The organism is Dechloromonas sp. TW-R-39-2 (assembly GCF_016864195.1).
Classification (GTDB): domain Bacteria; phylum Pseudomonadota; class Gammaproteobacteria; order Burkholderiales; family Rhodocyclaceae; genus Azonexus.
The window spans coordinates 2,326,864-2,353,131 of the sequence record NZ_CP045202.1 but is presented as its reverse complement, the minus strand read 5'-3'; the positions used below and the strand labels follow the sequence as shown (position 1 = coordinate 2,353,131).

The following is a 26,268-nucleotide window of genomic DNA, read 5'->3' as shown; positions in this document are numbered from 1 at the left end:
TGTGTCGGGGCGTAGCGCAGTCTGGTAGCGCATCTGCTTTGGGAGCAGAGGGTCGTGAGTTCGAATCCCACCGCCCCGACCATCCATTTCTGGTTTTCCCCCTCTAGTGCCCGTAGCTCAACTGGATAGAGCAGCTGCCTTCTAAGCAGCAGGTCGGGGGTTCGAGTCCCTCCGGGCACGCCAAAAAACACAATTAAAATCAAGTGTTTCGCCGATAGTGGTTACTAGCCACTATTGCGCTAAAGGGCGTCATCTTGTCGGTGAGTGTCCCCGTTTTGTCCCCGTTTGTCCCGGTTTGTCCTTGAATATCTGCACCCGTTTTGGCCTGGCTTTGGCCGAGCCGGTCGTGCACTTGCTTAAATAGGGGTTGCCTAGGATTCTTTGGGATGTTAAATTGGTCTCAGCTGGTCAATTTTATGCATGCTGGTATTTACTGGTGAGCGGCTAGCAATTACAAAATTCCCTGCGCTGCCTTAGCGAATGGGATGGGATACCGGCAATTTTGCTGGCCACCGTGGGTTTTGGCCACGGCTCAGCTCCTCCTCTCGGAGCTGGCATGTCTTTTTATTCCGTTTTTCCCGGCCGCGTGGCCGTTTCGCCGGCTGAGGCCGGCAAGGCCGTTTTTGGCTGGTCAGCCAAAACGACAGCGAACCGCATTTTGGCTGGCACTTTCCCTCTGCCCGTGGTCGAGCTTGGCGGCAAGAGGGTTTGCCGGCTCGTCGATCTTGAGCTTGTTTTTTCAGGGTCAGCCCCATCCAATCCATCCAATGCGGCATCGCCAGTTGAGCAGCAGGTGGAAAAACGAGGCCGGGGTCGGCCTCGCAAGATCGCGGCGGGGGGCTGACGCATGGCTAGGAACGGCTACCCGGTGGACTGCGAGGCGGTCCTCAGCCAGTACGGGCCCCTTGTCCATACTCTTGCCCAGGCTTCTGGGCTTAGCATGGACGATATTCGCCAGGAAGTAGCAGTCGCCTGGCTTGCTGGGCAAGATCCAAGCGCTGCCGTGCCGGCAGCTGTCGGCGTTCGGCGCCTTGGTCGTGGCTGGGTTTCGCAGGATCTTCACGTTACCGCCCGTCGGGCGGAAAACGACGACGCATTTGTTGCACCAACTGGCGAGATGCCCCGGCCAAAAGCACGTCGCGGCTCAGTGGCTGCCGGTGTGGCTGCCGACCTTGGGGTGGGGCTGCGCGCTGCCCAGAAACGCCTAAAGAGGCAGCGCGACGCCGCCAAGCGCGGCCAGGGCGACCTCTTCATGGCGGGGGGGGAGTGATATGGAAAAAATACTTTTCCCCCCTGATCTTTTGAATCGGCCTGGTATTTGGGCGTTGCCAGCCGAGCACAAACTGATGGTTGTGGTTCTTGCGAACCATCACTCCCTGACCCCCTGCCTACTTTTTGCACCCACCCCCTATTCGTGCCGGGGTTTGCCTTTGCCGGTCGATGTGATTTGGGGAATTCTGACCGACCTCGACCAGCGTGGCCTGGCAGTTGTCAGCCAGAACACCTGTGAGGCATACCTGTGTGGGTCGTTTTCTTGGCATCGCAGCCCGGCCGAGGAAGAGGTGACACCATGGGCTCGTCAGGTGCGCACCGCCCTTGCTGGCGTGCGTGATTCCAGGGTTGCTGAGGCAATCCGGGCGGATTTGGAAAGGTATTTGGGTGGACCACGCGTGCCGTCGGTTCTGCTCTACTCAAATCTTCTGACCGCGCTGCCTCCGCGGGGACCTGGCCAGCAGTGGTCAGCGACGGAAATGCTCGCTGCCTTTGTCTTGGCAGCCAACCCGGACCAGACCGCGTCGGGCGTTTTCAGGCCAGGTGGTTGGCTAGACGGGCTTGCCGACCTTGCGTCCGTGCCGGCCACAACTTTCGCAGAGGTCCTGGCCAGCTTGCAGGGGAGGGGGGCCGCTGCTTCTGATGCTGCCACTGGAGAAATTTTTATTGCGTCGAGGCTCCGTTGCGCCAAAGCAAGAGATGCCAAAAAAATATTTGAGGAGGCTGAGCAGATCATCAGTCCATTGATTTTTCGAATATTTTCTCAAGAGTGCAAACTGAGAAAAATAAAAATACCAGAAAATCAAAGGGTTGTCTCCCAGGAGAGGGGAGGTGAGGTGAGTATAAGGAGAGGGGAGGTTGTGAGTGACCAAGCCGCAGCGGAGATATATCAGCTGCGCCATGGGCCATGGAAAGGCATTTCGCTCGCGTCAAACTGACATACCCCACCCCCCCCGCCGCAGGCGGGGGGCTGATCTGATATTTCAGGTATCCGGATTGATTTTCATGTGATTGAAGGTAAGCACCCGGCAAACCCAGGTTGATTTCTGATTCAGGCCGAGATTTCAGGCTGCCAGCGATGCGGCAGCAGTTCGCCGATTCTGCTGTTGGGCTGAGTCGGCAAGCGAGAGAGGATGTCCTTGAGATAGAGGAAGGGATCATGGCCGTTCAGCTTGGCCGACTGGATCAGGCTCATGATGGCGGCCGCCCGTTTGCCGGCACGCAGGCTGCCGGCAAATAGCCAGTTCTTCCGGCCCGTGGCGATGGGCCGGATTCGGTTCTCGATCCAGTTGTTGTCGATCGGTACCTGGCCATTGCCGAGGTAATGGGCGAGCGCCGTCCAGCGTTTGAGGCTGTAATCGATCGCTTTAGCCGTCGATGACCCGTTGGGCACCTGCAATCGGTGCCGGCTCAGCCAGTCATGGAATTCATCCAGAATCGGCTTGGCCTGCTCCTGGCGTATTCGTCGTCGTTCGTCCGGGCTCAGGTCGGCGACTTCCCGCTCGACCTGGTAGAGCTTCTGAATGGTGGCCAGCGCCAGCCCCGCAATCTGGCTCTGGTTGTTGGCATGCAGGTCGAAGAATTTCCGGCGCGCATGCGCCATGCAACCCGCTTCGGTCACGCCGTCAGCGATCAGGGCCTTGTACCCCGAGTAGTCGTCGCAAACCAGCGTACCGCGCCAGTTGCCGAGGAATTCTCGGGCATGTTTACCCGCCCGGCTGTCGGCAAAGTCATGGACCACCGCCTTGACCGGCTCGAAAGCGCCGATGCTGTAGGACCACAGATAAGCCCGATGGGTCTTGCCGGCCCCGGGATCGAGCATCGCCACCGGCGTTTCGTCGGCATGCAGCACCGGGTAGGTGAGCATCTCGGCTTTCAGGGCATCGACCAGCGGTTGCAGGGCAACCCCCATCTGGCCGACCCATTCAGCCAGCGTCGATTGCGGAATCGGCAAGCCGGCCCGGCCGAAGATGCCTTCCTGACGATACAGCGGCAGGTGATCGAGATACTTGGCGATCAGCACATGCGCAAGCAGACCGGTGGTCGGGATACCCTTGTCGATCACATGGGCCGGCACCGGTGCCTGCACCAGGGTTTCGCATTCGGTACAGGCCCACTTGCCACGGATGTGGCGCTCAACCGTAAAGGTTCCCGGCATGTAATCCAGTTTCTCGGCAACATCTTCGCCGATGCGCTTCATCTGGCAGCCGCAGGCGCGGGTGGTCGACTCCGGGTCGTGGTGAATCTCGGTGCGCGGCAACTCCGGCGGCAAAGGTTTGCGCTTCGCTTGTCCCTTGGGCTTCGTTTCCGAAAGCTGTGCCAGCTCTTCGGTCATGGCCGCCATGTCGGCTGCGAGGGTTTCTTCGAACAGTTGTCCCTGCTCAACCGGCAAGCGTTCCGCCTTGACGCCGAAGTAATGGCGTTTGTAGTACGCCACTTCATGCGTCAGCTTGTCGATCTTCACTTGGCGCCAGTTGAGTTCCCGGTCTTGCTCAACGAGCAGGCGGCGCAATTCATCGGCGCTGAGTTGATCGATATTGGCGGGAAGCGACATCCGGGGATGATGCCAGCCAGCGCCCCCGCCGGTCATCGTGGACTTCCCTACTGGTGGACCGTCACAGAATCCGGATCACGCCACCATCGGCCAGCCGTTCCCAGGGTAGGCCCAGAATCAGGGCATCGAATTGCCCCCGGGTGAGCGCCACGCTGCCATCGCTTGGCCGGAGTTGAAACCGCCCTTGATTCAGACGACGGTTCGCTAGCCAAACGCCGTAACCGTCATGCACCAGCACCTTCAACCGGCTACCGCGTTGGTTGGCAAAGAGGTAGGCATGGTGTGGCTTTGCTTCACCGAAGATCTGGACGACCTGAGCCAGGATAGTTTCCGTTCCCGCCCGCATGTCCAGCGGCCGGGTCGAAAGCCACAAGGCATCGACCCGGATCATCGCAGCCAGTCGCGCAACCAGGTGGCGCAATCGCCTGATGCTTGAACCGGCCAATCCACCTTGATCGCGGTGTTGCCGCGCCGGACTTCGATCCGGATATCCCCCAATGCCGGCATCGCAGGGGCAATCGGCAACTGTACGAAGGCAGGCGCGATCGCCGGCGCTGTTTCGAGCACGACGGGCATTGGTTGGCGCCGCGTCGGTGGTTCAATACCGCGCTCACGCATCCACCGCCGGACCTGGTTCGCATTGACGCCGTTGGCCATTGCAATGCCGGCGACAGAGGCGCCCGGCTCGCAACACGCAGCAATCACCGCCTGCTTGAACTCCTCTGGATGATGTCGCCTGCGCCGGCCTGGCTTCTGGATTTCCATCGAAAGTGTCCACCATCGTTTTTAAGGGGACACGATCTTCGCGGTCTAACGCGTCAATTTACATAGATGGTCGCCCCCGGTTTGCCAAGCCCTCAATCGATGATGGTAAGTAAGGTGGAGATTGCAGCCATAGATCCGGACTTTGATCGAGGCCACAGCCTCCGTCCCTGATGGAATACGCTGGTTGGAGCCTTAACAGATGGTCGCGCTGTGAGGCGCCTTGTAAAGTTCAGGCTTGTCCAACCCCGGTCTGACCTATCTCGCCATCACGTCATGATTGCCTGTGCAATCGGTGGTTCTCCTTGAAGTGTGCTGCTGTCTTGCTCAGTGGCAGGGTTATCCACGGGGCCGTGGGCCGAAGGTCCCTTTAGACCGTAGGCCTGCGGCACGGGGGATAACCCGTGTTTATGCCGTCAATCCGTAATCCGCTTTGTAGTCCCGATCCTGGGCCAGGAGCGCCCAGACAATCCGGGCATTCTTGTTCGCCAGGGCCACAGCAGCCACATTCTTGTTGCGTCGCCCCATCACTCCTGCCAGCCAGCTCCCGGCGTGGGCTGCCTTGCGTTCGGCTACCCGAATGACGGCGCGCGCTCCGTGGATCAAGAGTGTCCGCATATAGGTATCGCCCCGTTTGCTGATCCCCAGCAGGGTCTGCTTGCCGCCGCTGGAGTTCTGCCGTGGCACCAACCCGAGCCAGGCTGCCAGTTGTCGGCCATTTTCGAAGTTCCGGGCATTGCCGATGGATGCCACCAGCGCACTGGCTGTAATCGGACCAATCCCTGGTATCTGCGCGAGCTTTCGACTGGCGGCATTCTCGCTATGCCAGACCTGGATTTGACCTTCCAGCTCCTGGGCCTGCCGATCCAGTTCCTTGAGGTGGTCTCCCAGACGGGCAATTAGCTGACGAAAGACGCCGGGCAAGCCATTCTCGCCGTCTTCGAGGATCTCCGGCAGACGCTTGCCGATGTGCGCAATGCCCTGGGGAATGATGATGCCGTACTCGGCCAGCAGGCCGCGAATCTGATTTGCCTGGGCTGTCCTCGCTTTGACGAAGCCTTGGCGAGCCCGATGCAGCGCGAGTACAGCCTGCTGCTCGGCCTGCTTGATCGGCACAAAACGCATGTTTGGCCGGCTCACCGCTTCACAGATCGCCTCCGCATCCGCTGCATCATTTTTGTTCGTCTTGACGTAGGGCTTCACAAATTGCGGCGCCATCAATTTGACGGTATGCCCCATCGCTTGCAGCTTGTTCGCCCAAAAATGTGCGCTGCCGCAGGCTTCCATGCCGATCAGGCACGGCGCCAGGTTGGCGAAGAACGCTGCCATCTGCTCCCGCTTCAGTTGTTTCTTCAGGACGGCTTTGCCCCGTTCATCCACGCCATGAACCTGGAATACGTTTTTTGCCAGATCGATGCCAATCGTCGTAAGCTTCATTTCGGTCGCCTCTCTTGCTGGGTGGGAATTTCCATTCGCCACACTTTGGCACTTCTGATGCCGTTTCAAGTAGGGGCGACCATCCCATTAGATGGGTTGGCCGGGCGCTTACGATTGAAGTCTAATCTTTGTTATTAAAAACTAATCAGTTTGGATGCTGTATGACTCAAGCTATATCAACCAAGGTTCTCACTGCCCATGTCCCGCTTCCTCTGGCCGATAAAGTCGACCAGATGGCTGAGCGCTTGGAGCGCTCCCGCGGCTGGATCATGAAACAGGCACTGTCGGCCTGGCTGTCTCAGGAAGAAGAGCGAGAGCGACTGACCCGAGAGGCCCTTGCCGACGTGGAGGCTGGCCATGTTATCGATCATCAGTCCGTACAGGCATGGGCCGATAGTCTGGGAACAGATGAACCGCTGCCGGTGCCGCGCTGATGGAACTAAAGTGGTCCAGCAAGGCGCTTTCCGACTTGGTACGCTTGTACGAATTTCTGGGCCCGGCGAATAAGCAGGCCGCCGTGCGGACGGTGCAGGCGTTGACCAAGGGCCCGACCATCCTGCTCACCAATCCTCGGATTGGTGAGCAACTCTTCGAGTTCGAGCCGCGTGAGGTCAGGCGATTGCTCATTGGGCACTACGAGATGCGCTATGAGATTCAGGAATCGACCGTCTACATGCTGCGCCTGTGGCACACCTGAGAAGACCGATAGCCTCCGACTTGGACTTCGGCTTTGCCCGCTTTATGGCGGGCAAACCAGTAAGAACCGCTAACAAAAAGAAGCCTTTCCCTCTGTTCACAGCGGCTGAATTTGGTTAACCTCTGCGCTTTTTTTTGGGCAGAGGAAATGGATAAATCGATTCTCGATGACGAGTTGTGGGCGCTGATCGCCCCGCTCTTGCCGCCGCCCAAGCCGCGCCGAGCCAAGTATCCAGGACGCTTGCCACTGGATGATCGTGCGGTTCTGGCGGGGATTTTGTTTGTGCTCCAGAGCGGCATTCCCTGGGAAATGCTGCCCAAGGAACTGGGTTGTGGTTCTGGCATGAGTTGCTGGCGACGGCTTCGGGCCTGGCAGGAAGCCGGGGTCTGGGACCGTTTGCACGCTTTGCTGCTGGCACAACTGCGCCTTGCCGACCGGATTGACTGGTCGCGCTGCATTGTCGATTCCGCTTCCATTCGTGCCGTGGGCGCCGGTCAAAAACAGGACCGAATCCCACCGACCGCGCTCGTCCAGGCTCCAAGCACCATCTCATCACCGAAGCCCAGGGCATCCCGCTCGCGGTCATCCTGACCGGGGCCAATCGCAACGACGTAACCCAGTTGCTGCCGTTGGTGGCGGCCATTCCTCCCATCCGTGGTTTGCCGGGACGACCGTTAAGCAAACCCAGAATCATTCAGGCCGACCGTGGGTACGACCACGACAAGTATCGTCGCCCGCTTCATGCGCAAGGAATCCGTACCCTGATTGCACGGCGCAATACGCTGCACGGGAGCGGCCTGGGCAAAACCCGCTGGGTCGTTGAACGAACGATCAGTTGGCTGCACAACTTCCGGCGACTGCGCGTTCGATTCGAGCGCCTAGCCATCATCCACGAAGCCTTTATCAAGATCGCCTGCTGCATCATTTGCTGGCGGCAGCTCAAGCGACCTTGATCATTTTGTTAGCGGTTCTAAGCCATTGACTAACTGACCTTCGTCAGCCACCAGCTGCGCGCTGATCTCCCGTTGGTTGATCCTGAGAAGCGTAAGGCAGTTGGCCTTGCAAGCTCAACCTGGGGGCGAGCCCCCAGACCCCCAGCAAAAGGCACAATGCCTGCCGCAAGCGTCAGGCATCACACACCACGCAGCCCTATGGGCTGCACATCCGCCGCCCTTCGGGCGGTAACGCCTTGCTGCGCAAGGCTTGGCCGTGCCGCATCTGGTGCGGCACCGTTTGCCGCACAAGTGCGGCAACCCTCCCAGCCAAGGCCGGAAAACCGTGCTTCGCACCTGAAAACCCGCGCAGCACGGTTCGCGCTACGTACATAGGTCGGTAAGGCGTCGAGTTTCGATGCCCAACCAGGAGAAAAACCATGAGCAAAACCAACCGTTTGAGCGTCCCTATTTCGACAAGTTTAGAGCGTCAACTGCGGCAATTTAGCGCCGAAAATGGGCGCTCTCTAGCAGCAAATTTTGCCGAAATGGCGCAACGCGGGGCCGAGAAAATCACGATCGAGCAGCAGCTTTTGGCGATCAAAAATAACCTGCAATCCGGGACCGGGGGAGCAGAGGAACTGAGGAAGATCAGTGCTCAGTTGGGCCTCATAGAAAAACATCTGAGCGTTGAAAAACCCTCTGCTGGAGCGCTCCCCGAAGGCGTTTTTATTCCTGAAAAACCCGCCCGGCTGCTGTTCGGCGAAGCCCTGTTTTCAGCTGCGTTAAGTGCACAAATCATCACCGCCGAAATGCCGGGCACCCCCCAAAAACCGGCTGGGGTGCACATCCGAATCGCACGTGAAAAAGCCAACGCCCAGTTGGCCGAACTGCTCGGAGGTGAGTAATGGGAAGCATCAAAAAAATCCTGTTGTTGGTGGTGGCAGTCCTGTCTTTTTCCGTCGCCGGTTATAACCTTGTCTGGTCGCCAGACTGGCAGGAAAAGCGCTGGCCAGAAACCCAGCTGCGCGCCGCGTATGTAAGCTCGATGGCGCGCGCCCTAGTTGATTTTTCGGGAACAGAAAAGGAGGTTTTACTCCAGCGCCAACTGCAAAACTATGACCCAGAGATTGAAACGAAAATCTTCAACGGCGTCCTGTTTTCGGTGGGATTGTCGCTTCTACTGACGGCCGCTACCGCTTTGCTTCCCGCGCTGGCCGGAAGCGGGAAAGAAGGCCGCATTCGAGGGGCAAGGCTGGTCACTGCGCTTCTGTTAAGGCGTGAGCTGTGGTGGCGAGAAAACAAGAAAGCCGTCCTGCTGGGCGGGGTCTATGCCGTGTTTTTTTCGTTGTCTGGCCTGTTGATGTTTAAGAGCGCCTTGGCCGTGCCTGTTGGCTGTGCCCTTGGCCTGGTTGTATTCATCGTGGCCGAGCGCGTCAGCGCCAAGCCAAGGCCCGCCCAGGTGCACCTCGGCGGCATCCCCATCCCCCGAGAAGCCGAAGGGCGGCACACTTGCGTTTTCGGCACAACCGGCAGCGGCAAATCCATGGCCATCTATGGTGTCATCCTCGATGCCCGCCGCCGGGGCGATCGTGGGATCGTCGCCGATATCGGCGGCGCCGCCATGCAGCGATTTTTCCGGAAAGGCGATGTGGTTCTCGCCCCTGGCGAGACCTGGGCGACTGCCAAATGGAATCCTTTCTGTGAAATCCGCCGGGCGACGGACTTCGCCGAGATGGCCGCGAACGCCATCCCGGACAGCCCTGGCGAGAATCAACAGTGGGTGGACATGGCCAGAGTGTTGCTGGCCGAGGTGATGAGGAGCCTCTACAACAGCGGAGAACACTCCGTTAGCCGCCTGCTGCATGTTTGCTGTGTGGCCAGTCGTGAAGAAATGGCCCCGATTGTGGCCAATACGCCTGCGGCCGTATTTACCGCCGACGATGCCGATAGGTTGTTGGTGAGCGTCCGCTCAGTGCTGGGCACTGCCCTGTCAGGTTGGCAAACCCTCGACGACCAAGGCAACTTTTCGCTTCGGGAGTGGGTTCGCACCGCACCGCCTGGGCAGTGGCTGTTCATGCGCTACACAGACGGCAACGTCCGAGTCATGCGGCAGCTGCTGGCGACCTGGCTGAAAAGCGCGATCTCACAAACGATCAGTGACGATAAAAACGTTCCACCGCCAACGTGGTTCGTCGCAGATGAATTCTCTAGCCTTGGCCAAGTGCCCAGCGCCGCAGATGGCGTCTCTAAGCTGCGCCGCTACAACGGCAAGATTTTGTGGGGCGTGCAATCAGTGGCTCAGTTGTGGACGACCTACGGCCGCGACGGTGCAACGGTGCTCCTCAGCTGCCTGAACACGAAGCTGTACCTGGCAGCCGGCGACCCCGAGACGGCGGAATGGTGCGCCAAGGCCATCGGTGACCAGGAGCGCATCCGCCAGGAGCAGAGTCGCAGCCGGCGGGGCCTGTTCGGCCTGGGCGGCGACCCGTCGAAGTCGGAAGCGGAACGGCGGGCGATAGAAAAGCTGGTTCTGCCATCCGAAATCGAAACACTGCCGGCTTTGCGTGGTTTTCTGAAGCTCGCTGGAGATCATCCAGTAGCAAAGGTGAAGATCCCGATCCCCGCATGTGAAAAGCGACTGAGCTAACACCCAAACCCCGGAAAACCGGGGTTTTTGTTCGTTTGGTTCGCGCTGGCGACATAAAGCAGTGTCACCCACAAAAAAGGAACACTGCCCATGATTCGCTGCACCAATGTGGCCGCCAGACAGGCCGAATCTTATTACTCGCGGGACGACTACTACACCCAGGACAATCCACCAGCCTCCTGGTACGGCAAAGGGGCGGCGGCGCTGGGCCTCTCCGAGGACAACGCCGACCGCCTGTTTGGCGATCTGCTGCGCGGCAAGCTGCCGAACGGCGAGGAAATTCCGGGCGGGCAGGGCGGCAAGCACCGTGCCGGCACCGATCTGACCATTTCGGCCCCGAAAAGCGTCAGCATCGCCGCCCTGGTTTATGCCGATGCCCGCGTCACCGAAGCGCATAACGCGGCCGTCAGGGCTGCCCTGGACGCCGCAGAAAAGCGGATTCAGGCCCGCATGGTGGGGCCGGACGGTAAAACCATCACCGTCGACACCGGCAACCTGATCGCCCGCACGGTCCTCCACGACACCAGCCGCGCCGCCGACCCGAATCTGCATACCCATTGCGTGCTGATCAACGCGACCCAAACGCCGGACGGCCGTTGGCGTGCCATGGAAAACCGTGAGCTCTTCAAAATGCAGCGCGAACTCGACGTGCATTACAAGTCGGAACTGGCGGTGCGCCTCGCTGAGCTGGGCTACCAGCTGCGCCACAACAAGAGCGGCTTCGAGCTGGCCACGGTCAGCGATAACCAGATTAAATCCTTCTCGACGCGCACGGCAGCCATCGACGCCGCCCTGGCAGCGCGGGGTTTGAGCCGGGAGGAGGCGAGTGCCGAGCTGCGCGACAAGACCGCGCTCGACACCCGCGACCGGAAGGTTCACTACGACCGGGATCTGCTGGTCGCAGCCTGGCGCGAACGCGCCGCCGAACTGGGCCTGGCCGTTTCGCTGCCGGCCGGCCAATTGCCTGGACTGGCACGCGACTCGAAGGAGGCAGCCCAGGAGGCGATTAAATTCGCCATCGGCCACCTCTCCGAGCGCGAGGCAGCCTTTGAGCAGAAGGATTCCATGGCGGCAGCTATGTCCGTCGCCTATGGCCGGGCTACGCTGGCCGAGGTTGAGGCGGCATTCAACAAGGCGCTGGCCTGGGGCGACCTGGTTCAGAAATCGGACGGCCGCATTACCGATCGCGCCTCGATCGCCCGTGAGCAGCGCATGCTGGAGGTCGAGTTGCTGGGGCGTGGGGCCGTTCGGGCGATTGCATCGGGCACGCTGTCCCTTGACCCCAAGTTGAACGAACGCCAACGGGCAGCCGTTGAGGCGGCGTTGACCACCACGAACCGCATCACCGGCATCCAAGGTCTGGCCGGGGTTGGAAAGACAACCCTTCTCAACGAATTCCGCCAGCAGGCCGAGGCCTGCGGCTACACCCTGGCAGGGGTAGCGCCGTCGCACGGCGCCGTCAAGGCGCTGGCCGAGGCCGGCATCGAGGGCAAGACCCTCCAGAGCTGGGAGGTCTCAGGCTCCAAGCTGGACGATAGGACGATCCTGGTCATCGACGAGTCGTCGCTGGCCAGCACGCGGCAACTGGCGGAGGCCGTGATTCGTGCGGAAAAGGCGGGGGCACGCGTCCTCGTGGTCGGCGACAGCGATCAGTACCAGAGCGTGGAAGCAGGCCGAGGCTTCCAGCAGTTGCAGCAAGCCGGGATGCAGACGAGCATCGTCGACACCATGCTGCGCCAGCAGACCGACATTACCCGCGAAGTCGCCCAGTTGGCCGCCGAGGGCAAGGGCGCCGCCGCCCTGGAGGCGCTGGCGAAGGCGGGCGGTGTGGTGGAAATCAAGGACGAGGCGCAGCGCCTGGCGGCGATTGCCGCCGATTTCTGCGCCCTTCCGGCGGAGGAGCGCCGGGAAACCTTGGTCCTCACCGGCACCAACGAGGCACGCCGCCAGATCAATGCTGCCGTGCGGGAAGGCCTCAGCCTGGCGGGGCAGGGGAAGACGGTGGAGACCTTTGAGCGTGGCGATCTGACGGCAAATCAACAGCGCCGGGCACAGTTCTACGCCGAAGGGGATGCTGTGCGTTTCGATAAGGATTACCGCAGCCTGGGGGTGAAGTCCGGCGACATTCTCAAGGTCAAGGCAATTCGTACGAACGAAATTGAACTCGCCCGGCCGGATGGCTCTACAGTGACGTTCACCCCGGCCAACCTCTCCGGCAAGGGCTGGACCGTCGGCAGAACAGACCGGCGCGAGTTGTCAGCTGGCGACCGGATTCGCGTCACGGGCGATATTGCGGCCACCGGGGAGCGCCTGCGGAACGGCCAGCGCGCCACGGTGCTCGCCATCTCGGACAAGCAGATGCAGGTGCAACTGGATGGCGGCAAGAAGGTTGCGATCAATCTGGAGAACGGCAAGCCGCTCTCCCTCGACTATGGCTATGCCGCGACCGGCCACTCCGCCCAGGGCCTGGGCGCCAAGCGCGTGCTCCTGGAGCGCAGTTCGGCCTGCCGTACGGCAAGCCAACGCGAGTTCTATACCGATGTGACCCGCGTGAAACAGGAGCTAAAGGTCTACACCGACGACCGCGCCAAACTCGGCAAGGCGGTCCAGAAGCAGACCGACAAACACCAGGCGCTGGAGCAGTCGAACGACGGCGGCGACCTGGGCAACAGCTTTTCTGAGAAGGCGATGGAGACCAGCGAACAGGCCCACGAGCTGGTGGACAAGATGCGTGACCTCGCTGACAAGTCCCGCGATATCAGCCGCCTGGCTCGGGATTTTATGCAGTTCGGCCTGTGAGTCGGCGTTTTGGGTTCGCGCTGGCGCCATAAGAGGTATGGCCCACTCTTTCAAGGATCGTTATGAAGCCAACTCCCCTACCGCCGCCGCCTTTGCCCAAGGCGTACGGCATGGCGATTGCGCCGCATTGCAACATGCTCGCCGCCCGCACGGTGTCCTGTCATTTGAAGCCTGACGGCTTTCTGCTGCTGACCTACCAGCTCGACGATGGCGATACCAAAACGGTGCGCCTGGCTGCTGACCGGCCACCGCCCCGGCCCGGTCAGCCGGTCCTGATCTGGTTCGAGACCAACGGCGAGCCCCTCCGTTTCACCACCCTACCGCAAAGGAGTATCTGATGAGCAGCAAATCCATCCTGAAGCCGGCGTCTGCCGCTGCTTCCGTGTCGTTCCGTGTCCCGGCCGAGCTCGCCGCCCGCCTGACGGCCGTGCGGGCGGCTTCGCAACCCCTTGGCCTGGTGCTCGATATCGAACCGGCCTTGACCAAGGCGCTGTCGCGCCTGGTCAGGCAGGCCGAGGCCGAGCTGGCGGCATCCGCAGCGCCTGTGGCCGCTGGTCCGGAGCCGGTTGCGGTTTCTTCCGCCCCTGTTTTTGAATCGGTGTCCCCGGAGGTGCAGCATGTCTGATGGCGTCTTGTTCGTCGATATCTTCTCACCAGAGCAGATCATCGGCTTTCGGAGCCAGGTGCTCGATCATCTTCAGCAGATGGACGAGGATGCTTGGCTGTCCTTCCGCCATCACGATGCCTTGATGGAAGATCGTTGGGTGACTGGCGATCTGTCATCCGATGCGGTGCTCGCCTTGACCCGTGAGGATCTGGTTTTGCGCTATGTGTCGTCGTCCAATGTGCCAGCCGAGCAGCTTCGCCTGCTCGGTCGTCGCTGGATCACTATCGGCACGATCGAGGATTCACCCATCTGGTTTTCTCGTGCTTGTGGCATCTACTACTGGGCCATGGCGCCGGATGCTCCGCACACGCTCGACCTTTGGCTGTCGTTCCCGGCATTGCCTCGCCGTTGGTAGCGCCCGGCGCTTGTCGTCAAACAGGGCCGATATATGTCCGATATATCGGCCCTGGTTTGCTGGCGTTGTCGGATGCGAGGTTGGTGTCGTCAAACATGTCCGAAGGTTAGGACATATATCGGCCCTCAGTGGTGTCCGGTTAAAACGCGAATAGATTCAATTGGTTGCAATCGCCGATCGGTTCTGAAGTGTAGCTGCCGCCCGCAAAGGCTTGCTGGATGGGCATCTTCTCGAACAGGGTGAGCGAAAAAATCTGTAGCAAAGTGTAGAGCGAAGCGTCGAGGTTCAGCCGCTTCTTTACGATAGCAACGAGGACATAGACCGACACGGCAATCCAGATTTGCGACTTCACCGCATTCTCCGACGTGCTGTAGAACTTCTTGATACGAAGATGCTGCTTGATCCACTTGAAAAACAACTCGACCTGCCAGCGGCTCTTGTAGAGCGCGCAGATAGTGGCTGCCGGCAGCGCGAAGTTGTTTGTCAGGAACACCAGCGTCTTGCCGGACTCGGTATCCCTGAAACGGATGCGTCGCAGATGCGCCGGGTAGTCCTTGCCGGTCTTGTAGCCGTTGAGGCCGATCGTCTGGTCGCAAATGATCCCCGTGCTTCGGTCGGTGGTTGCGGAATAGATTCGCCGAGCATCCATGTTCGATTTGGCGCGGGTTACGAAGAAAGCGCTGGCCTGATCCATGGCGTACAGCCGAGCGAAGTCCAAGTAGCCGCGATCCATGACGTAGATTGCGCCCGCTTCCGGCACCAGAAGGTCGAGCACATTGACGTCGTGCAGCTTGCCGTTCGAGATGTGGATGAAGCTGGGAATGCTGCCGCGCAGATCGAGCAGCGTGTGCATTTTCACCGCCGCCTTGGTCGTGCGAAACGGCGCCCACGGAAACAGCGACAAGGAAAGATCGATGGTCGTCGAGTCGAGCGCGTACGCCGTGTTCTCCAACTCGAAGCCCAGACTGTCGCCGGTGTAGAGCTTTCTGGCTTGGTTGATCAGATGTTGAGCGAAGGCTGCATGAACACGCCAGTCTCTCGCCTCGTTGGCATCGGCCAGCGTCGAACGCTTGATCTCCTGCCGAAATCCCATGTGGTAAAGCTTGGCCGACTGCGCCGAGAGACAGACCTCGATGTCGCGCAGGCTTTCGCGGTAGGTCAGTTGCGCGAAGGCCATCACACGGAATTGCTCGGCGCAGGTCATCGACTTGACGTAGCGATCGCCGTCGTGGCGATCGACAATGCGATGAAAAGTCTTCCATGGCAGGAAATCCATGAGTTGGGCGAACAGTGTCTTGCCGAGATTCATCGGCGTCTCCGGCGAATTCAAAGCCGACAGACTGCCCGATCGGCAAATCGCCGTTCAAATCGGGGACAGGAAAAAAGTCGCCGAAAGTCCCTCCAGTTCTTGGTTTCAGGCTCATGGGGTGCGTTTTAACCGGACACTACTGATCGGCCCTATGTTCTGTTCGGCGAATCGGCCGAGGGCCGAGCGGGTTCTGCCAGGGTAGCCGAGTCAGGCTCGGCTATCTCCCCGCAAAGCGGTGAGAAAACCCTTCTGCCCCCTTTCGCTTGCGCCGTCCCGGCGCTGTAGGGGCTAAAGCCCCGGCCGCTGCGCGGCAGTCAGTCGGCCGATAAATCGGCCTTTGGTGGCTGGAAGCCGTTGATCTACGGTGCGCTTCCTTTCCCTAAAACCGTCTTAAACGCATGCAGCGCCCTAAAACGCCGACGTGTAACACGCCAGCGCTCCCTGCAAGGGCCGGGCTTCGCCCTGAAATCCGCGCCCGTTCGGTCCTCGCTGCGCTGCGGTCCGCATGCGGCCTGTGGTTTCTCCCTTTCTGGTCGCTTTTCCTGGCGTGTTCCTCGACGGCACGGGCACTGCAAGCAAGACGGATCTAGGAAAAGGAGAAACAGCCATGCACGCACATCAACAACCAGCCACCACAAGCAAAAGCCAGGTACGGGATGCAGCAATCCAGATCAGCAAACCCCAGACCCTGAACAGCCACCCGATTACCTGCGAAACGCTCGATGGCGCTTCCTACTTCAGCACCACCCGCCGGGGCGTTCATTACTGCGCTTACAAGCAACACGACAGCGATCAATGGTGGGTTTCAACGCACCGTATCGCCCTCGGGTCGATGCACATCGGAGGAGGGCGCTACTACCGGGATCTCAACGATCTGGCTGCCAACTGCAAAGCCTTTGCCGCACTGCCGGCCCTTCTTCCCCTCATCTAAGACCACCAGGAGCAAACCATGAATGCAATTTTCGGTGACGTGATCTACGCCTATACCCGCGCCCAGGCGATCGAGGATGGCGTATTGGTCGATTTTTCCTATCCGGAGAGTGATACCGCGCCGGTTTGCCGCCAGCACTACAAATTCCCGGTCGCCGCTACCGCTGCGGTGTTCGAGGTGATGCAGAAGGCCGTGGATAACCGGAATTACTGCAACAGCTACGCCGGAATCCTCCACGACATGCTTTGGATGAGCCGCGCAGCCGGCCGCAAGCTGGACGAATCCACCGTGGTTTTCCCCGTGATCATCGCGGGCGCCGGTCGCCGCCGCAACTTCGAATTCAAGCTCGTCGTTGGCCCAGGCGACCAGGGCGAGCTGGTGATCACGATCATGCTGCCGCACGAAGACTAAGACATGAGTCGCGTTCAGATCCTTTCCATGATTTTCTTCTGGTCAGCCGTGCTGGCCGTGGATATGTACGCCTCTATCAACCCTCCCCCCGAGCCGGTTCAACTCGGCCGGGAGGCATGGGATCTGAGCTGATTTTCCACAGCACCGATACACCAGCGCCAATTAACGAAAGGTGAAAAATGGCCTTCAATAAAAGCAGTTCAACGTTCTCGAAACCCTCGGCTTTCGAGGCATGTATTTCCAGTAAAGCGGCCGACTTATCTCCGTCAGGCCGGCATCCCGCTTCCTTCAAGCGGTAGCGGCGTGGAAATGAATTTGTAGGGCCGACCTATTGCGTTGGTCATATCGTCAGTTTCAGGTCAATTTGATACAATTAGAAATGTTACTTTCAAGCGAAAATTGCGTTTTGCATATATCGATAGGGTTTTTGCAAAATGCGCTAAATGAGTTTTGTCAAAAAAAAATATAACAAGGATGTGTCAGGAAATTGATCCTGCGAGGGATGCATTGGTGGCGCGGCTTGATGTAGGGATGCCTATCGCGATCACCGGTTTGTCTTTTCGCTTGCCCGGTGATCTAGGTGAGGAAGATGAATTCTGGCGCGCGTTGCTAGAGCGACGCGATCTGGTCACCCAAATTCCCGAGGATCGCTGGGCGACTGCTGAGTTGCAGCATGACAAGCGATCCGAGCCGGGGCGTAGCATTACGTTTTCGGCGGGGGTTCTGTCGCGCATTGACGAGTTCGACGCGGGGTTTTTCGGCATTTCGCCCCGTGAGGCTGCGCTTTTAGACCCCCAGCAGCGATTGCTCCTCGAGCTGTCCTGGGAGGCCATGGAGAATGCGGGTGTGCCGCCTTCGTCATTGGCTGGCACCAATTGCGCGGTCTATATAGGAATTTCTGGGTTCGATTACGGCATGCGGGGGGCGGACGACCTCTCGGTCCTTACGTCGCACTCCATGACGGGCAACACGCTGAGTATTGCCGCCAATCGTCTCTCGTACATTTTCGATCTGCACGGCCCCTCGCTGGCTGTCGATACGGCGTGCTCGTCTTCTCTGGTCGCTCTCCATCACGCCTGCAATAGCCTGCGCAATGGCGAAGCATCCAGTGCGCTGGTCGGTGGGGTCAATCTGCTATTGCACCCCCAGCCATTCATCGGGTTCACCAAAGCATCAATGCTTTCCGCTGATGGCCGCTGTAAATCCTTCGATGCTGCCGGAGACGGTTACGTGCGGGCCGAAGGTGGTGTTGTACTGTTGTTGAAGCCGCTCGATGACGCATTGGCTTCAGGGGATCAAATCCATGGCGTGATTCTGGCCAGTGGTGTCAATGCTGATGGCGCTCGCAAAACAGGCATCACCATCCCCAGCAGCGAAGGCCAGGCGGAACTGATGCGCAAAGTCTTGGCTCGTAGCGGCTTGGCTGCTGGCGATATCGACTTTGTCGAGGCGCACGGAACCGGAACATCCGCGGGCGACCCCATCGAGACGGCTGCGATCGGTGCTGTCTATGGTCAAGGCCGCGTCAAGCCCTTGCCGATTGGTTCGGTGAAGGCAAACCTGGGGCACCTTGAGCCGGCATCCGGCTTGGCGGGTTTGGTCAAAACGGTGGTTGCCCTCAAGAACCGCGCGTTGCCCCCATCGCTCCACTTGCATACGCCAAATCCGCGCATCGATTTCAAGAAGCTGAATCTCGAACTTGTTACCGATTACAAGCCGCTAACAAAAGAGAACGATAAGCCGCTCACCGCTGGCATCAACTCCTTCGGGTTTGGTGGTGCCAATGCGCACGTGCTGCTCCAGGAGTTTGTCCCCTCCGTTGATGAATCGCGTGACGTTGCAAAGGATATTTCCTTGCCGCCGCTCGTTCTCTCGGCACGCACGGATGCGGCGTTGCGCGCTATGGCTCGACGTTATGCAGAGTTGCTGAGTGGAAAATCAGCAGAGGACTATTACGACATCGCCTATGCCTCGGTTTTCCACCGTGAGCGTATGGAGAAGCGCCTCGCATGCATGCCCGATTCGGTCGATGCAGCGGTCAAGCTTCTTCAGCGCTACGCGGCCGGTGAGTCACCTGCCGGCATCACGGTTGAAGACGCGCTGCCATCCGAAGGGGATGTTGCCTTTGTCTATTCGGGAAATGGTGCCCAGTGGGTCGGCATGGGGCAGGTTCTCATGCTCGAATCCCCGCGCTTTGCCGAACTGCTTGCCGAAGTCGATAACGTCATGCAGCCGCTGGTTGGGTTCTCGGTTATTACGGAACTCCAGGCCGATCATGCTGCAGCCAGAATTGACGACACGACCGTCGCTCAGCCCTTGCTCTTTGCCATTCAGGTGGCCATCACCACGCTGCTGAAGGAAGCAGGCATCGCCCCGGCGGCCACGACCGGGCACAGCGTTGGAGAAATCGCGGCTGCCTGGGCAGCGGGAGCCCTTGACCTTGAGCAAGCCATTCACGTGATCGTGGCGCGCAGCCAGGCACAAGGTCTTACGCGCGGCACCGGGCGGATGGCGGCGGTCGGCATGTCGGCTGAAGCTGTTGGCCAACTGATCGCTGAGCTGGGTAACGCTTCAGACGTAGAAATCGCAGGTATCAACAGCCCGGGCAATGTCACCCTTTCCGGTAGCCTGGAAGCCCTGCACAAAATTCAAAACATGGTTGAGACGCGTGGCGGTTTCTTCCGGCTGCTTGATCTCGACTACGCCTTCCACAGTCGGCAAATGGAGCCGGCACGGGCTGATCTCGCACAGCGGCTCGAAGGCTTCAAACCAGCGGGCCAGGAAAATGCCTTTTTCGTGTCTACCGTTACGGGTGACATCCTTGATGGTGCGCAGCTGGATGCCGAATACTGGTGGCGCAACGTTCGCGAGCCGGTGCGCTTTGCCGATGCGGTAGGCCGGTTAGCGAAACTGGGCTGCCGGGTGTTCGTCGAAATTAGCCCGCATGCCATCTTGCAGCGCTACATCAGCGAGTGTCTGACTGCGGCAGCAACCAAAGGGCGCGTCATCTCCACCTTGCGCCGGAATGACGATGGCCAGGAAAGAGTGACCGAGGCAGCTTTGCGCATTCAGTTGCTCGCTGAACAGCCTGCATGGCAATCCTATTTTCCGCATCTTGGTCGGCAAGTGCGGTTACCGAACTATCCCTGGCAGCGCGAACGGCATTGGCACTCAACTACCAGTGAGGGTTTGCTGTCTATCCAACGCCACCGCGTCCATCCTCTGCTGGGTTGGCGCATGCATGGTGCAGATGCCGCTTGGGAAAATGTGCTCGACCCCATCGCTCAGCCGTGGCTGGCGGATCACCGAGTGGCGGGCGCCATCGTCTATCCCGGGGCGGCTTATATCGAAATGGCCCTGGGTGCTGCCCGTGAATATTTCGGCGGCGAAACGCAGGAGCTTGAAGAACTTGACATTGTGGCGCCGATCGTTTTCGACGGCGATCACGCGCGCAGCATCCGTCTCGACCTGAGCCTGCGTGACGGTAGCTTCCAGATTCGCAGCCGCCAGCGTCTTTCCGACGACGAATGGGCACTCAATGCTTCGGGACGTCTGCTCGGGGCGGTCAGCGGCTATGTCGCTGGAGAATCAGCCGCAATTGCCGATGGTGAGGCAACGGTAGATCGCCAAACCCATTACCGCCTGGCCCACGAACTCGGTCTTGACTACGGCCCGCTCTTCCAGGGCATGGCCCAGGCCAACCTGGTTGGTAGCTCACTCGAAGGGCGCTTTGAATCGCAGGTCGATCTGAATCTGGAGGATGAGTCCTGGCTGCTGCATCCAGCCATCGTCGACGTCTGTTTCCAGTCGTTGCTCGATTTTTTTCAGTCCGAGATCGAGGCCGGCCTCGGCCTGCCTTTGCTACCCGTCAAGGTCGGCCGGCTGCGCTTGCTAGGCAAACAACCGATTGGCGCCTTCCGCACGCGCATCCTGCGCCGCAGTCTGCGCTCCGTGCTGGCTGAATTCGAGTTGCTCTCGGTCGATGGCACCAAAGTGGCTGTTCTGGAAAATTGCCGTTTCCGCGCTGCGTCGTTGCGGCAGGATGGCAGACAGGTGCCGGCCTGCTGGGAAATCCGCCCGGTCGTGCAGCCGGGTGCATTGGCTGCCGCTACAGCCGCATTGCCAGAAGTCCATACGCTGGTCCAACAACTGAAGGAATGGTTTGTCGACTGCGAGGATGATCTACGACGCAATGCCTACTTCGGCGAGGCGCAACCCTTGTTCGATGCTCTGGTCAGCGCTTTTGCCAGCGAAGCCATGCAGGCCTTGCTTGCTGCCAAGCCGACTGAGGCGGGAAGCTGGCTAGACGAAACCGTGATCGTCAATGACGAGCACCGCAGCATATTGGCCTGGGTACGCGACCTGTTGCTTGAGCAGTCCTATCTGGCGCGGGACGAAGAAGCTTGGCGACTGACCAACAGCGATCTGCCGCCTGCTGAAGAAATCTGGCGGACCCTGCTGGCGGAATACCCGGAAGCCATGCCCGAATTGATCCTGGTTGGACGCATGGGCCACGCCCTGTTGCCGATGCTGGCCGGGGATCTGGCTCCTTCGGCACTGGCTGCCAACTTGCGATGCAGCCACCAGTTCGAAACCCTGTTCGACGATTCAATCACTTACCGTGGCAGCCGCCTGGCTGTTGAGCAACTCCTTGAGGCACTGGCCCGGGGGGGGCCGGCCAACCGTCAACTGCGCGTGCTGGAAATTGCTGCAGGCCTGAGCGAGGTACCCCGGCAACTTGGCCATCGAGTCCCGACTGATTCTATCGATTACGTGCTGGCTCACGGCGACGCAGAGGCCTGCGACCATCTGCGCCATGAATATCAGGACGATGAGTGGATCAGCGTTGCCGAACTGGAGATCTCACCGCCGGCCCTCAAGGCGAAATGTTCTTTGCCTGCCTGCTATGACGTAGTGGTTTTCCGGCATTCCCTGAACAGTGTTGCCGATCACCGTGCGATGCTGGTCTGGGCCAAGGCCAACCTTGCCAATGGTGGCCTGCTCGTCTTGGCCGAGCGCCATGCCGATCTTGCCGCCGACCTGGTCTGGGGAGCTGGCCGTTTGGCAGCCCCGCAAGCCTGGCAGATCGAACTCGAAACCCTCGGTTTCGATGAGGTTGAATTGTGTCGTGAGCCGGCAGGGGAGGGGAGCCCCGCAGGGGCTTACTTATTGCTTGCCAAAGCGCCAGCAACAGCGGCCGCCGAAACCACGCCAGATACAGCGCGTTGGCTGCTGCTGGCTGGTGATGCGCCAGCAGCCGAGCTGGCGCAGTCCCTGCAACAAATCATGGTGACTCGCGGCCAGGTAGCCGTCGGCATCGAGATTGGCGAGCACTTGCGCAGCCAGCAGACGGCGGCTGCCCTGCTGGCCGACCTGAAAAGTGAATTTGATGGCGCTATCGATCGGGTTCTGCTGATTGCTGGTGATCATGGACGGGACGACACCAGCCTGCCGGCCGATGCGCTGAATCTGGTGCAGGCGCTGACAGGCCTCGCTCAAGCACCGCAGCTTGGCTTCGTGACACGCGGCGGCGTTCCCGTCGATGGCCTGCTCGATGCCCATAACTGCAATCCTGCCCACGCGGCCCTGTGGGGATTCGGGCGGGTGGTGATGAACGAGTATCCGATCCTCGCGTGTCGCCTGATTGACCTGCCTCAGCAGGACAAGATCCCGTTGCCTTCGCTTGGTGAATTGTTAGTCGACGAGTTACTTCATCCGGATGGCGAGAGCGAAGTCGTACTCCAATCGGCCAATCGGCATGCCCTGCGCATGTTCCATACCCACCTGACGGCGCCCCGGCAGGACACCGGCGACGCCCGACACTTCCGCCTCGATTTCCGTGTTCCGGGCCAATTGCGCAACCTGCTCTGGCTGGAACAACCAGTACGCGAACTGGCTGCCGACGAGATCGAAGTGCGCCCGGTCGCCACCGGCCTTAACTTCCGCGACATTATGTACGTTATGGGCCTGCTGCCCGACGAGGCCGTCGAACACGGCTTTGCCGGCGCTAGCTTGGGCCTAGAGTTTTCCGGTATCGTCACGCGCGTTGGCCACCGGGTAGACGAATTCGTCCCTGGCGATGCGGTGATGGGCTTCGGCTCAGCTTGTTTCGCCAGCCATGTCGTTACGCGCGCCAATGCCGTGACGCCCAAGCCTGAGGGATGGTCCTTCGAGGCCGCAGCAACGGTACCAACCGCTTTCTTTACTGTCTATTACGCCTTGCGCCAGCTGGCCAACCTGCAGCCGGGCGAGCGCGTGCTGATTCACGGCGCCGCGGGCGGCGTCGGCATTGCCGCGGTGCAGCTGGCCCGGCATCTGGGAGCCGAAGTATTTGCGACAGCCGGCAGCGACGAGAAGCGGCAATTCGTCGCACTGCTTGGCGCCGACCATGTCTTCGATTCGCGCAGCCTCGCCTACGGCGAACAAATACTGGCGGCGACCGGCGGTGAGGGCGTCGATGTTGTCCTTAATTCGCTGGCCGGCGAAGCCATCCGCCGCAACCTGCAGGTTCTGCGACCCTTCGGTCGCTTCCTCGAACTCGGCAAGCGCGATTTCTTCGAGAATACGCCAATCGGTCTGCGCCCCTTCAAGGACAACATCAGCTATTTCGGCATCGATGCCGATCAACTGCTGATATCCCGGCCCGACCTGGCTGGCCGACTCTTCCGCGAGGTGATGGCGCTCTTCCGGAGTGGTGTGCTGACACCGCTGCCGGTGCGTGCCTTCCCCGCCGAGCGGGTGGTTGATGCTTTCCGCTATATGCAGCAGGCCAAGCAGATCGGAAAGGTGGTGGTCAGCTTCGAGGGCGCCCGCCTCGTACCGCAGGCCATACAGCCACAACACCCGCGTATCGAATTTGCCGGTGACGGCGCGTATCTGGTGACCGGCGGCATTTCAGGTTTCGGTCTTGAAACGGCCCGCTGGCTGGCCCGCCACGGCGCCGGCCAACTGGTCCTGCTCAGCCGGCGCGGTGCATCGACACCTGGAGGCGAGGAGGCAGTTGCCAGCTTGCGTGCCCTCGGCGCCCAGGTGCTTGTGCTTGCCTGTGACGTGGCAGATCGGGCTTCTCTGGCAGAAGCCTTGAGGCATCCGGATATCCTGCCTCTAAAGGGGGTATTCCATGCCGCCATGGTGATCGACGATGCCCTGATGGCCAATCTCGATCCCGAACGTATGGACCGCGTGCTGGTTCCCAAAATTAAAGGGTCGTGGAACCTTCATGAACTCACCCACACGCTGCCGCTTGATCACTTCATGCTCTATTCGTCGGTAACCACCTTCATCGGCAACCCGGGGCAGGCCAATTACGTCGCCGGTAATGCCTGGCTGGAAGGCTTGGCCGTGCTGCGTCGGGCAGAAGGACTGCCGGTGACCTGCATCGGCTGGGGGCCAATCGGCGACGCCGGTTATCTGACCCGCAACCAGGTAGTCAAGGATAGCCTGGCCAGTCGCCTTGGTGCCGAGCCGCTGAGTGCCGAGGGAGCCTTGCGCATGCTCGGGCTGGCTTTGGCTGCGCCCCAGTCCAATGTGGCGATCGCGGATTTCCAGTTTTCTGCACTAGCCCGCCTGTTGCCGTCGGCCCAGGGGCCACGTTTCAACAGCCTGCGCCGGCATGGTGCCGATGCGTCGGCTGGAGCCGAGAGCCTGGATGACTTCAAGGCAATGATCGAGGGCAAATCGTCCAGTGAGGTGCAGGCGCTGGTTGCCCAGCTGGTAACCCAGGAGGTGGCGCAGATTCTCGCCGTGAGCGCCGAACGTATCGACCCGGCCCGCTCGCTGCATGATTTGGGCCTGGATTCGCTGATGGGTGTCGAACTGGCTCTCAGCCTGGAAAAGCGTTTCGGCATACAGGTGCCGGCCATGCTGCTGAACGAAGGCCCAACGGTTGAAAGGGTGACGGCACGCATTTTGGAGCGCCTGACTACGACGGATAGCACAGACGATGACGCCAGCAACCTGGCTGCTACCGCCCACGGCATGGCCGCCCAGCACGGAGAAGCGGTGTCGCAAGAAATTATCGATGCGGCCCTGGCCGATATCCAGAAGAAACAGACAAGCGCATGAGCAAGCAAAATTTCGGCCTCGTCGGTAACGCCAAGGAGCAACTCGTCAAGCGCTTCCTGGCCCGGCGCAACAGTCAGCCTGAGGTGGCGGGAGTGATCCCACGGTCGACACCGAATCTCGCCCAAATTCCGGAAAAGTTCTGCCGTTTCGACAAATTCCCCGGCTATGAGAAGGTCGCTATTCCGCAAGCGGCGGCCCGCAAACTCGGCATCGAGAATCCGTATTTCAAGATGCACGATGGCGTTGCCGATGCCACCACCATCATTGGCGGCAAGCCCTACATCAACTTCTCCAGCTATAACTACCTGGGCTTGTCAGGCGACCCGCGGGTCAACCAGGCGGCGAAAGACGCAATTGACCGTTACGGCACATCGGCCTCGGCCAGCCGTCTGGTGGCAGGCGAGCGCCCGATCCAGCGTGAACTCGAAGAAGCGATTGCCGGCCTTTACGACGTCGACGACTGCATCGTCTTCGTCAGCGGCCATGCCACCAACGTCACCACCATTGCAACGCTATTCGGCCCCAAGGATCTGATCGTCCACGACAGTCTGATTCACAACAGCGTTTTCGAAGGCATCAGGCTCTCCGGTGCCACACGTCGTGCCTTCAACCACAACGACCCGGAATCGCTGGAGCGTGTCCTGACCGAACTACGTGGCAATTTCGAACGCACGCTGATCGTTGTCGAAGGCCTTTACAGCATGGATGGCGACATCCCGGACCTGCCGCGTTTCATCGACATCAAGCAACGTTACAAAGCCTTCCTGATGGTGGATGAAGCGCACTCGATCGGCGTTCTCGGCCAGACCGGGCGCGGGATTCGCGAACACTACGGATTGCCCGGCAATGCCGTGGATATCTGGATGGGGACCTTGAGCAAGGCTTTTGCCAGCTGCGGCGGCTACATTGCCGGGGAGCGGGCTCTCATCGAGCACCTGAAATATGCGGCGCCCGGTTTTGTCTATAGCGTGGGTATTGCCCCGGCCATGGCTGCTGCTTCGCTCGAAGCCATCCGCATCATGCTGGCCGAACCTGAGCGCCTGGTCGGCTTGCGCGAACGCGCTACCTATTTCCTCGAGCAAGCCCGCAAACATGGCATCGATACCGGCCTCTCACAAGGCTACGCCGTCATTCCCGCCATTATTGGGAGCTCTTTGAAGGCAACCAAGCTTTCTCAGCAGCTATTCGAACAGGGCATTAACGTACAGCCGATCATTCATCCGGCAGTTGAGGAGCGGGCAGCGAGGTTGAGATTTTTTATTAGTTGTAGCCATGATGTATTACAAATTTCGAAAATAATTGCATTGTTGGTTTGATTGCCATTGCGTGATGCGATTTATGTTTTTTTGAAAAATAGATAAGCAGCATATCAGAAATAAGGTTTGATGGTTTCGATATGGTGAGTTTTGATTGAGAATTTAATAGGTA

22 protein-coding genes and 2 tRNA genes are annotated in these 26,268 nt (G+C 59.9%); 19 read left to right on the top strand and 5 right to left on the bottom strand.

All coding sequences use genetic code 11. The features are described from left to right. The first annotated feature begins 5 nt into the window (after positions 1–5). The 5 genes from GBK02_RS11350 to GBK02_RS11330 all read left to right on the top strand — a co-directional run bounded on the left by GBK02_RS11350 (position 6) and on the right by GBK02_RS11330 (position 2,210). Positions 6–82 (top strand) — tRNA-Pro (locus GBK02_RS11350). Between the two features lie 24 nt (positions 83–106). After that, a tRNA-Arg gene (locus GBK02_RS11345) sits at positions 107–183 on the top strand. A 373-nt stretch (positions 184–556) separates the two neighbouring features. Further along, complete coding sequence (locus tag GBK02_RS11340; protein ID WP_203466779.1) at positions 557–844, top strand: hypothetical protein; 288 nt, start codon at positions 557–559, stop codon at positions 842–844. Positions 845–940: 96 nt separating this feature from the next. Beyond that, positions 941–1,270, top strand: a complete 330-nt coding sequence (locus GBK02_RS11335) for a hypothetical protein (protein WP_203466778.1) — start codon at positions 941–943, stop codon at positions 1,268–1,270. Between the two features lies 1 nt (position 1,271). Then, entirely contained in the window at positions 1,272–2,210 is a 939-nt protein-coding gene (locus GBK02_RS11330) for a hypothetical protein (RefSeq protein WP_203466777.1), read from the top strand. Between the two features lie 113 nt (positions 2,211–2,323). On the opposite strand, the gene GBK02_RS11325 is transcribed toward GBK02_RS11330, so the two are convergent. From GBK02_RS11325 to GBK02_RS11310, 4 genes are all read right to left on the bottom strand, one after another. Beyond that, positions 2,324–3,826 (bottom strand): IS66 family transposase, encoded by a 1,503-nt coding sequence (locus tag GBK02_RS11325; RefSeq protein WP_203469373.1) that lies wholly within the window; start codon positions 3,824–3,826, stop codon positions 2,324–2,326. 61 nt (positions 3,827–3,887) lie between these two features. Beyond that, positions 3,888–4,247 carry an IS66 family insertion sequence element accessory protein TnpB gene (tnpB, locus tag GBK02_RS11320; protein WP_203466776.1) on the bottom strand — a complete coding sequence of 120 codons (360 nt, stop codon included), beginning with the start codon at positions 4,245–4,247 and terminating at the stop codon, positions 3,888–3,890. Beyond that, positions 4,214–4,591, bottom strand: a complete 378-nt coding sequence (locus GBK02_RS11315) for a transposase (RefSeq protein ID WP_203466775.1) — start codon at positions 4,589–4,591, stop codon at positions 4,214–4,216. Before GBK02_RS11315 ends, tnpB begins: the two co-directional genes overlap by 34 nt. Positions 4,592–4,996: 405 nt before the next feature. Continuing rightward, positions 4,997–6,025, bottom strand: coding sequence for an IS110 family transposase (locus GBK02_RS11310; RefSeq protein ID WP_203466774.1), 1,029 nt, complete (start codon positions 6,023–6,025; stop codon positions 4,997–4,999). Between the two features lie 161 nt (positions 6,026–6,186). Between GBK02_RS11310 and GBK02_RS11305 the strand changes: the two genes are divergently transcribed. The 9 genes from GBK02_RS11305 to GBK02_RS11265 all read left to right on the top strand — a co-directional run bounded on the left by GBK02_RS11305 (position 6,187) and on the right by GBK02_RS11265 (position 14,125). Next, positions 6,187–6,459: a CopG family ribbon-helix-helix protein gene (locus GBK02_RS11305; protein WP_203466773.1), complete on the top strand. Its 273-nt coding sequence runs from the start codon at positions 6,187–6,189 to the stop codon at positions 6,457–6,459. Next, positions 6,459–6,722 (top strand): type II toxin-antitoxin system RelE/ParE family toxin, encoded by a 264-nt coding sequence (locus GBK02_RS11300; protein ID WP_203466772.1) that lies wholly within the window; start codon positions 6,459–6,461, stop codon positions 6,720–6,722. Before GBK02_RS11305 ends, GBK02_RS11300 begins: the two co-directional genes overlap by 1 nt. A 147-nt stretch (positions 6,723–6,869) precedes the next feature. Then, a protein-coding gene (locus GBK02_RS11295; protein WP_203466771.1) for an IS5 family transposase occupies positions 6,870–7,675 on the top strand; the annotation gives its coding sequence in 2 pieces (ribosomal slippage) (positions 6,870–7,218 and positions 7,218–7,675; 807 coding nt in all). Positions 7,676–8,094: 419 nt separating this feature from the next. After that, positions 8,095–8,562, top strand: a complete 468-nt coding sequence (locus GBK02_RS11290) for a hypothetical protein (RefSeq protein WP_203466770.1) — start codon at positions 8,095–8,097, stop codon at positions 8,560–8,562. After that, the gene (locus GBK02_RS11285; RefSeq protein WP_203466769.1) at positions 8,562–10,304 is read left to right on the top strand and encodes a type IV secretion system DNA-binding domain-containing protein; all 1,743 of its coding nucleotides are present in this window, start codon (positions 8,562–8,564) and stop codon (positions 10,302–10,304) included. The genes GBK02_RS11290 and GBK02_RS11285 overlap by 1 nt, the downstream gene beginning before the upstream one ends. A 90-nt stretch (positions 10,305–10,394) precedes the next feature. Further along, positions 10,395–13,103 (top strand): MobF family relaxase, encoded by a 2,709-nt coding sequence (gene mobF, locus GBK02_RS11280; protein WP_203466768.1) that lies wholly within the window; start codon positions 10,395–10,397, stop codon positions 13,101–13,103. Positions 13,104–13,165: 62 nt separating this feature from the next. Next, complete coding sequence (locus tag GBK02_RS11275) at positions 13,166–13,441, top strand: hypothetical protein (protein WP_203466767.1); 276 nt, start codon at positions 13,166–13,168, stop codon at positions 13,439–13,441. Further along, positions 13,441–13,728 (top strand): hypothetical protein, encoded by a 288-nt coding sequence (locus GBK02_RS11270; protein ID WP_203466766.1) that lies wholly within the window; start codon positions 13,441–13,443, stop codon positions 13,726–13,728. Before GBK02_RS11275 ends, GBK02_RS11270 begins: the two co-directional genes overlap by 1 nt. Continuing rightward, the gene (locus GBK02_RS11265) at positions 13,721–14,125 is read left to right on the top strand and encodes a hypothetical protein (protein WP_203466765.1); all 405 of its coding nucleotides are present in this window, start codon (positions 13,721–13,723) and stop codon (positions 14,123–14,125) included. The genes GBK02_RS11270 and GBK02_RS11265 overlap by 8 nt, the downstream gene beginning before the upstream one ends. A gap of 139 nt (positions 14,126–14,264) precedes the next feature. Here the strand turns inward: GBK02_RS11265 and GBK02_RS11260 are convergent, their stop codons facing one another. After that, positions 14,265–15,434: an IS4 family transposase gene (locus GBK02_RS11260; protein ID WP_203466764.1), complete on the bottom strand. Its 1,170-nt coding sequence runs from the start codon at positions 15,432–15,434 to the stop codon at positions 14,265–14,267. Positions 15,435–16,041: 607 nt separating this feature from the next. Between GBK02_RS11260 and GBK02_RS11255 the strand changes: the two genes are divergently transcribed. The 5 genes from GBK02_RS11255 to GBK02_RS11240 all read left to right on the top strand — a co-directional run bounded on the left by GBK02_RS11255 (position 16,042) and on the right by GBK02_RS11240 (position 26,156). Beyond that, a complete protein-coding gene (locus GBK02_RS11255) occupies positions 16,042–16,365 on the top strand; it encodes a hypothetical protein (RefSeq protein ID WP_203466763.1) in 324 nt (107 codons plus the stop codon). A gap of 18 nt (positions 16,366–16,383) precedes the next feature. Beyond that, entirely contained in the window at positions 16,384–16,776 is a 393-nt protein-coding gene (locus GBK02_RS11250; RefSeq protein WP_203466762.1) for a DUF6573 family protein, read from the top strand. A gap of 3 nt (positions 16,777–16,779) precedes the next feature. Next, the gene (locus GBK02_RS16990) at positions 16,780–16,908 is read left to right on the top strand and encodes a hypothetical protein (protein WP_256435906.1); all 129 of its coding nucleotides are present in this window, start codon (positions 16,780–16,782) and stop codon (positions 16,906–16,908) included. Positions 16,909–17,307: 399 nt separating this feature from the next. Next, positions 17,308–24,840, top strand: a complete 7,533-nt coding sequence (locus GBK02_RS11245; protein ID WP_203466761.1) for a type I polyketide synthase — start codon at positions 17,308–17,310, stop codon at positions 24,838–24,840. Continuing rightward, entirely contained in the window at positions 24,837–26,156 is a 1,320-nt protein-coding gene (locus GBK02_RS11240; protein ID WP_203466760.1) for an aminotransferase class I/II-fold pyridoxal phosphate-dependent enzyme, read from the top strand. The genes GBK02_RS11245 and GBK02_RS11240 overlap by 4 nt, the downstream gene beginning before the upstream one ends. Positions 26,157–26,268 lie beyond the last annotated feature (112 nt).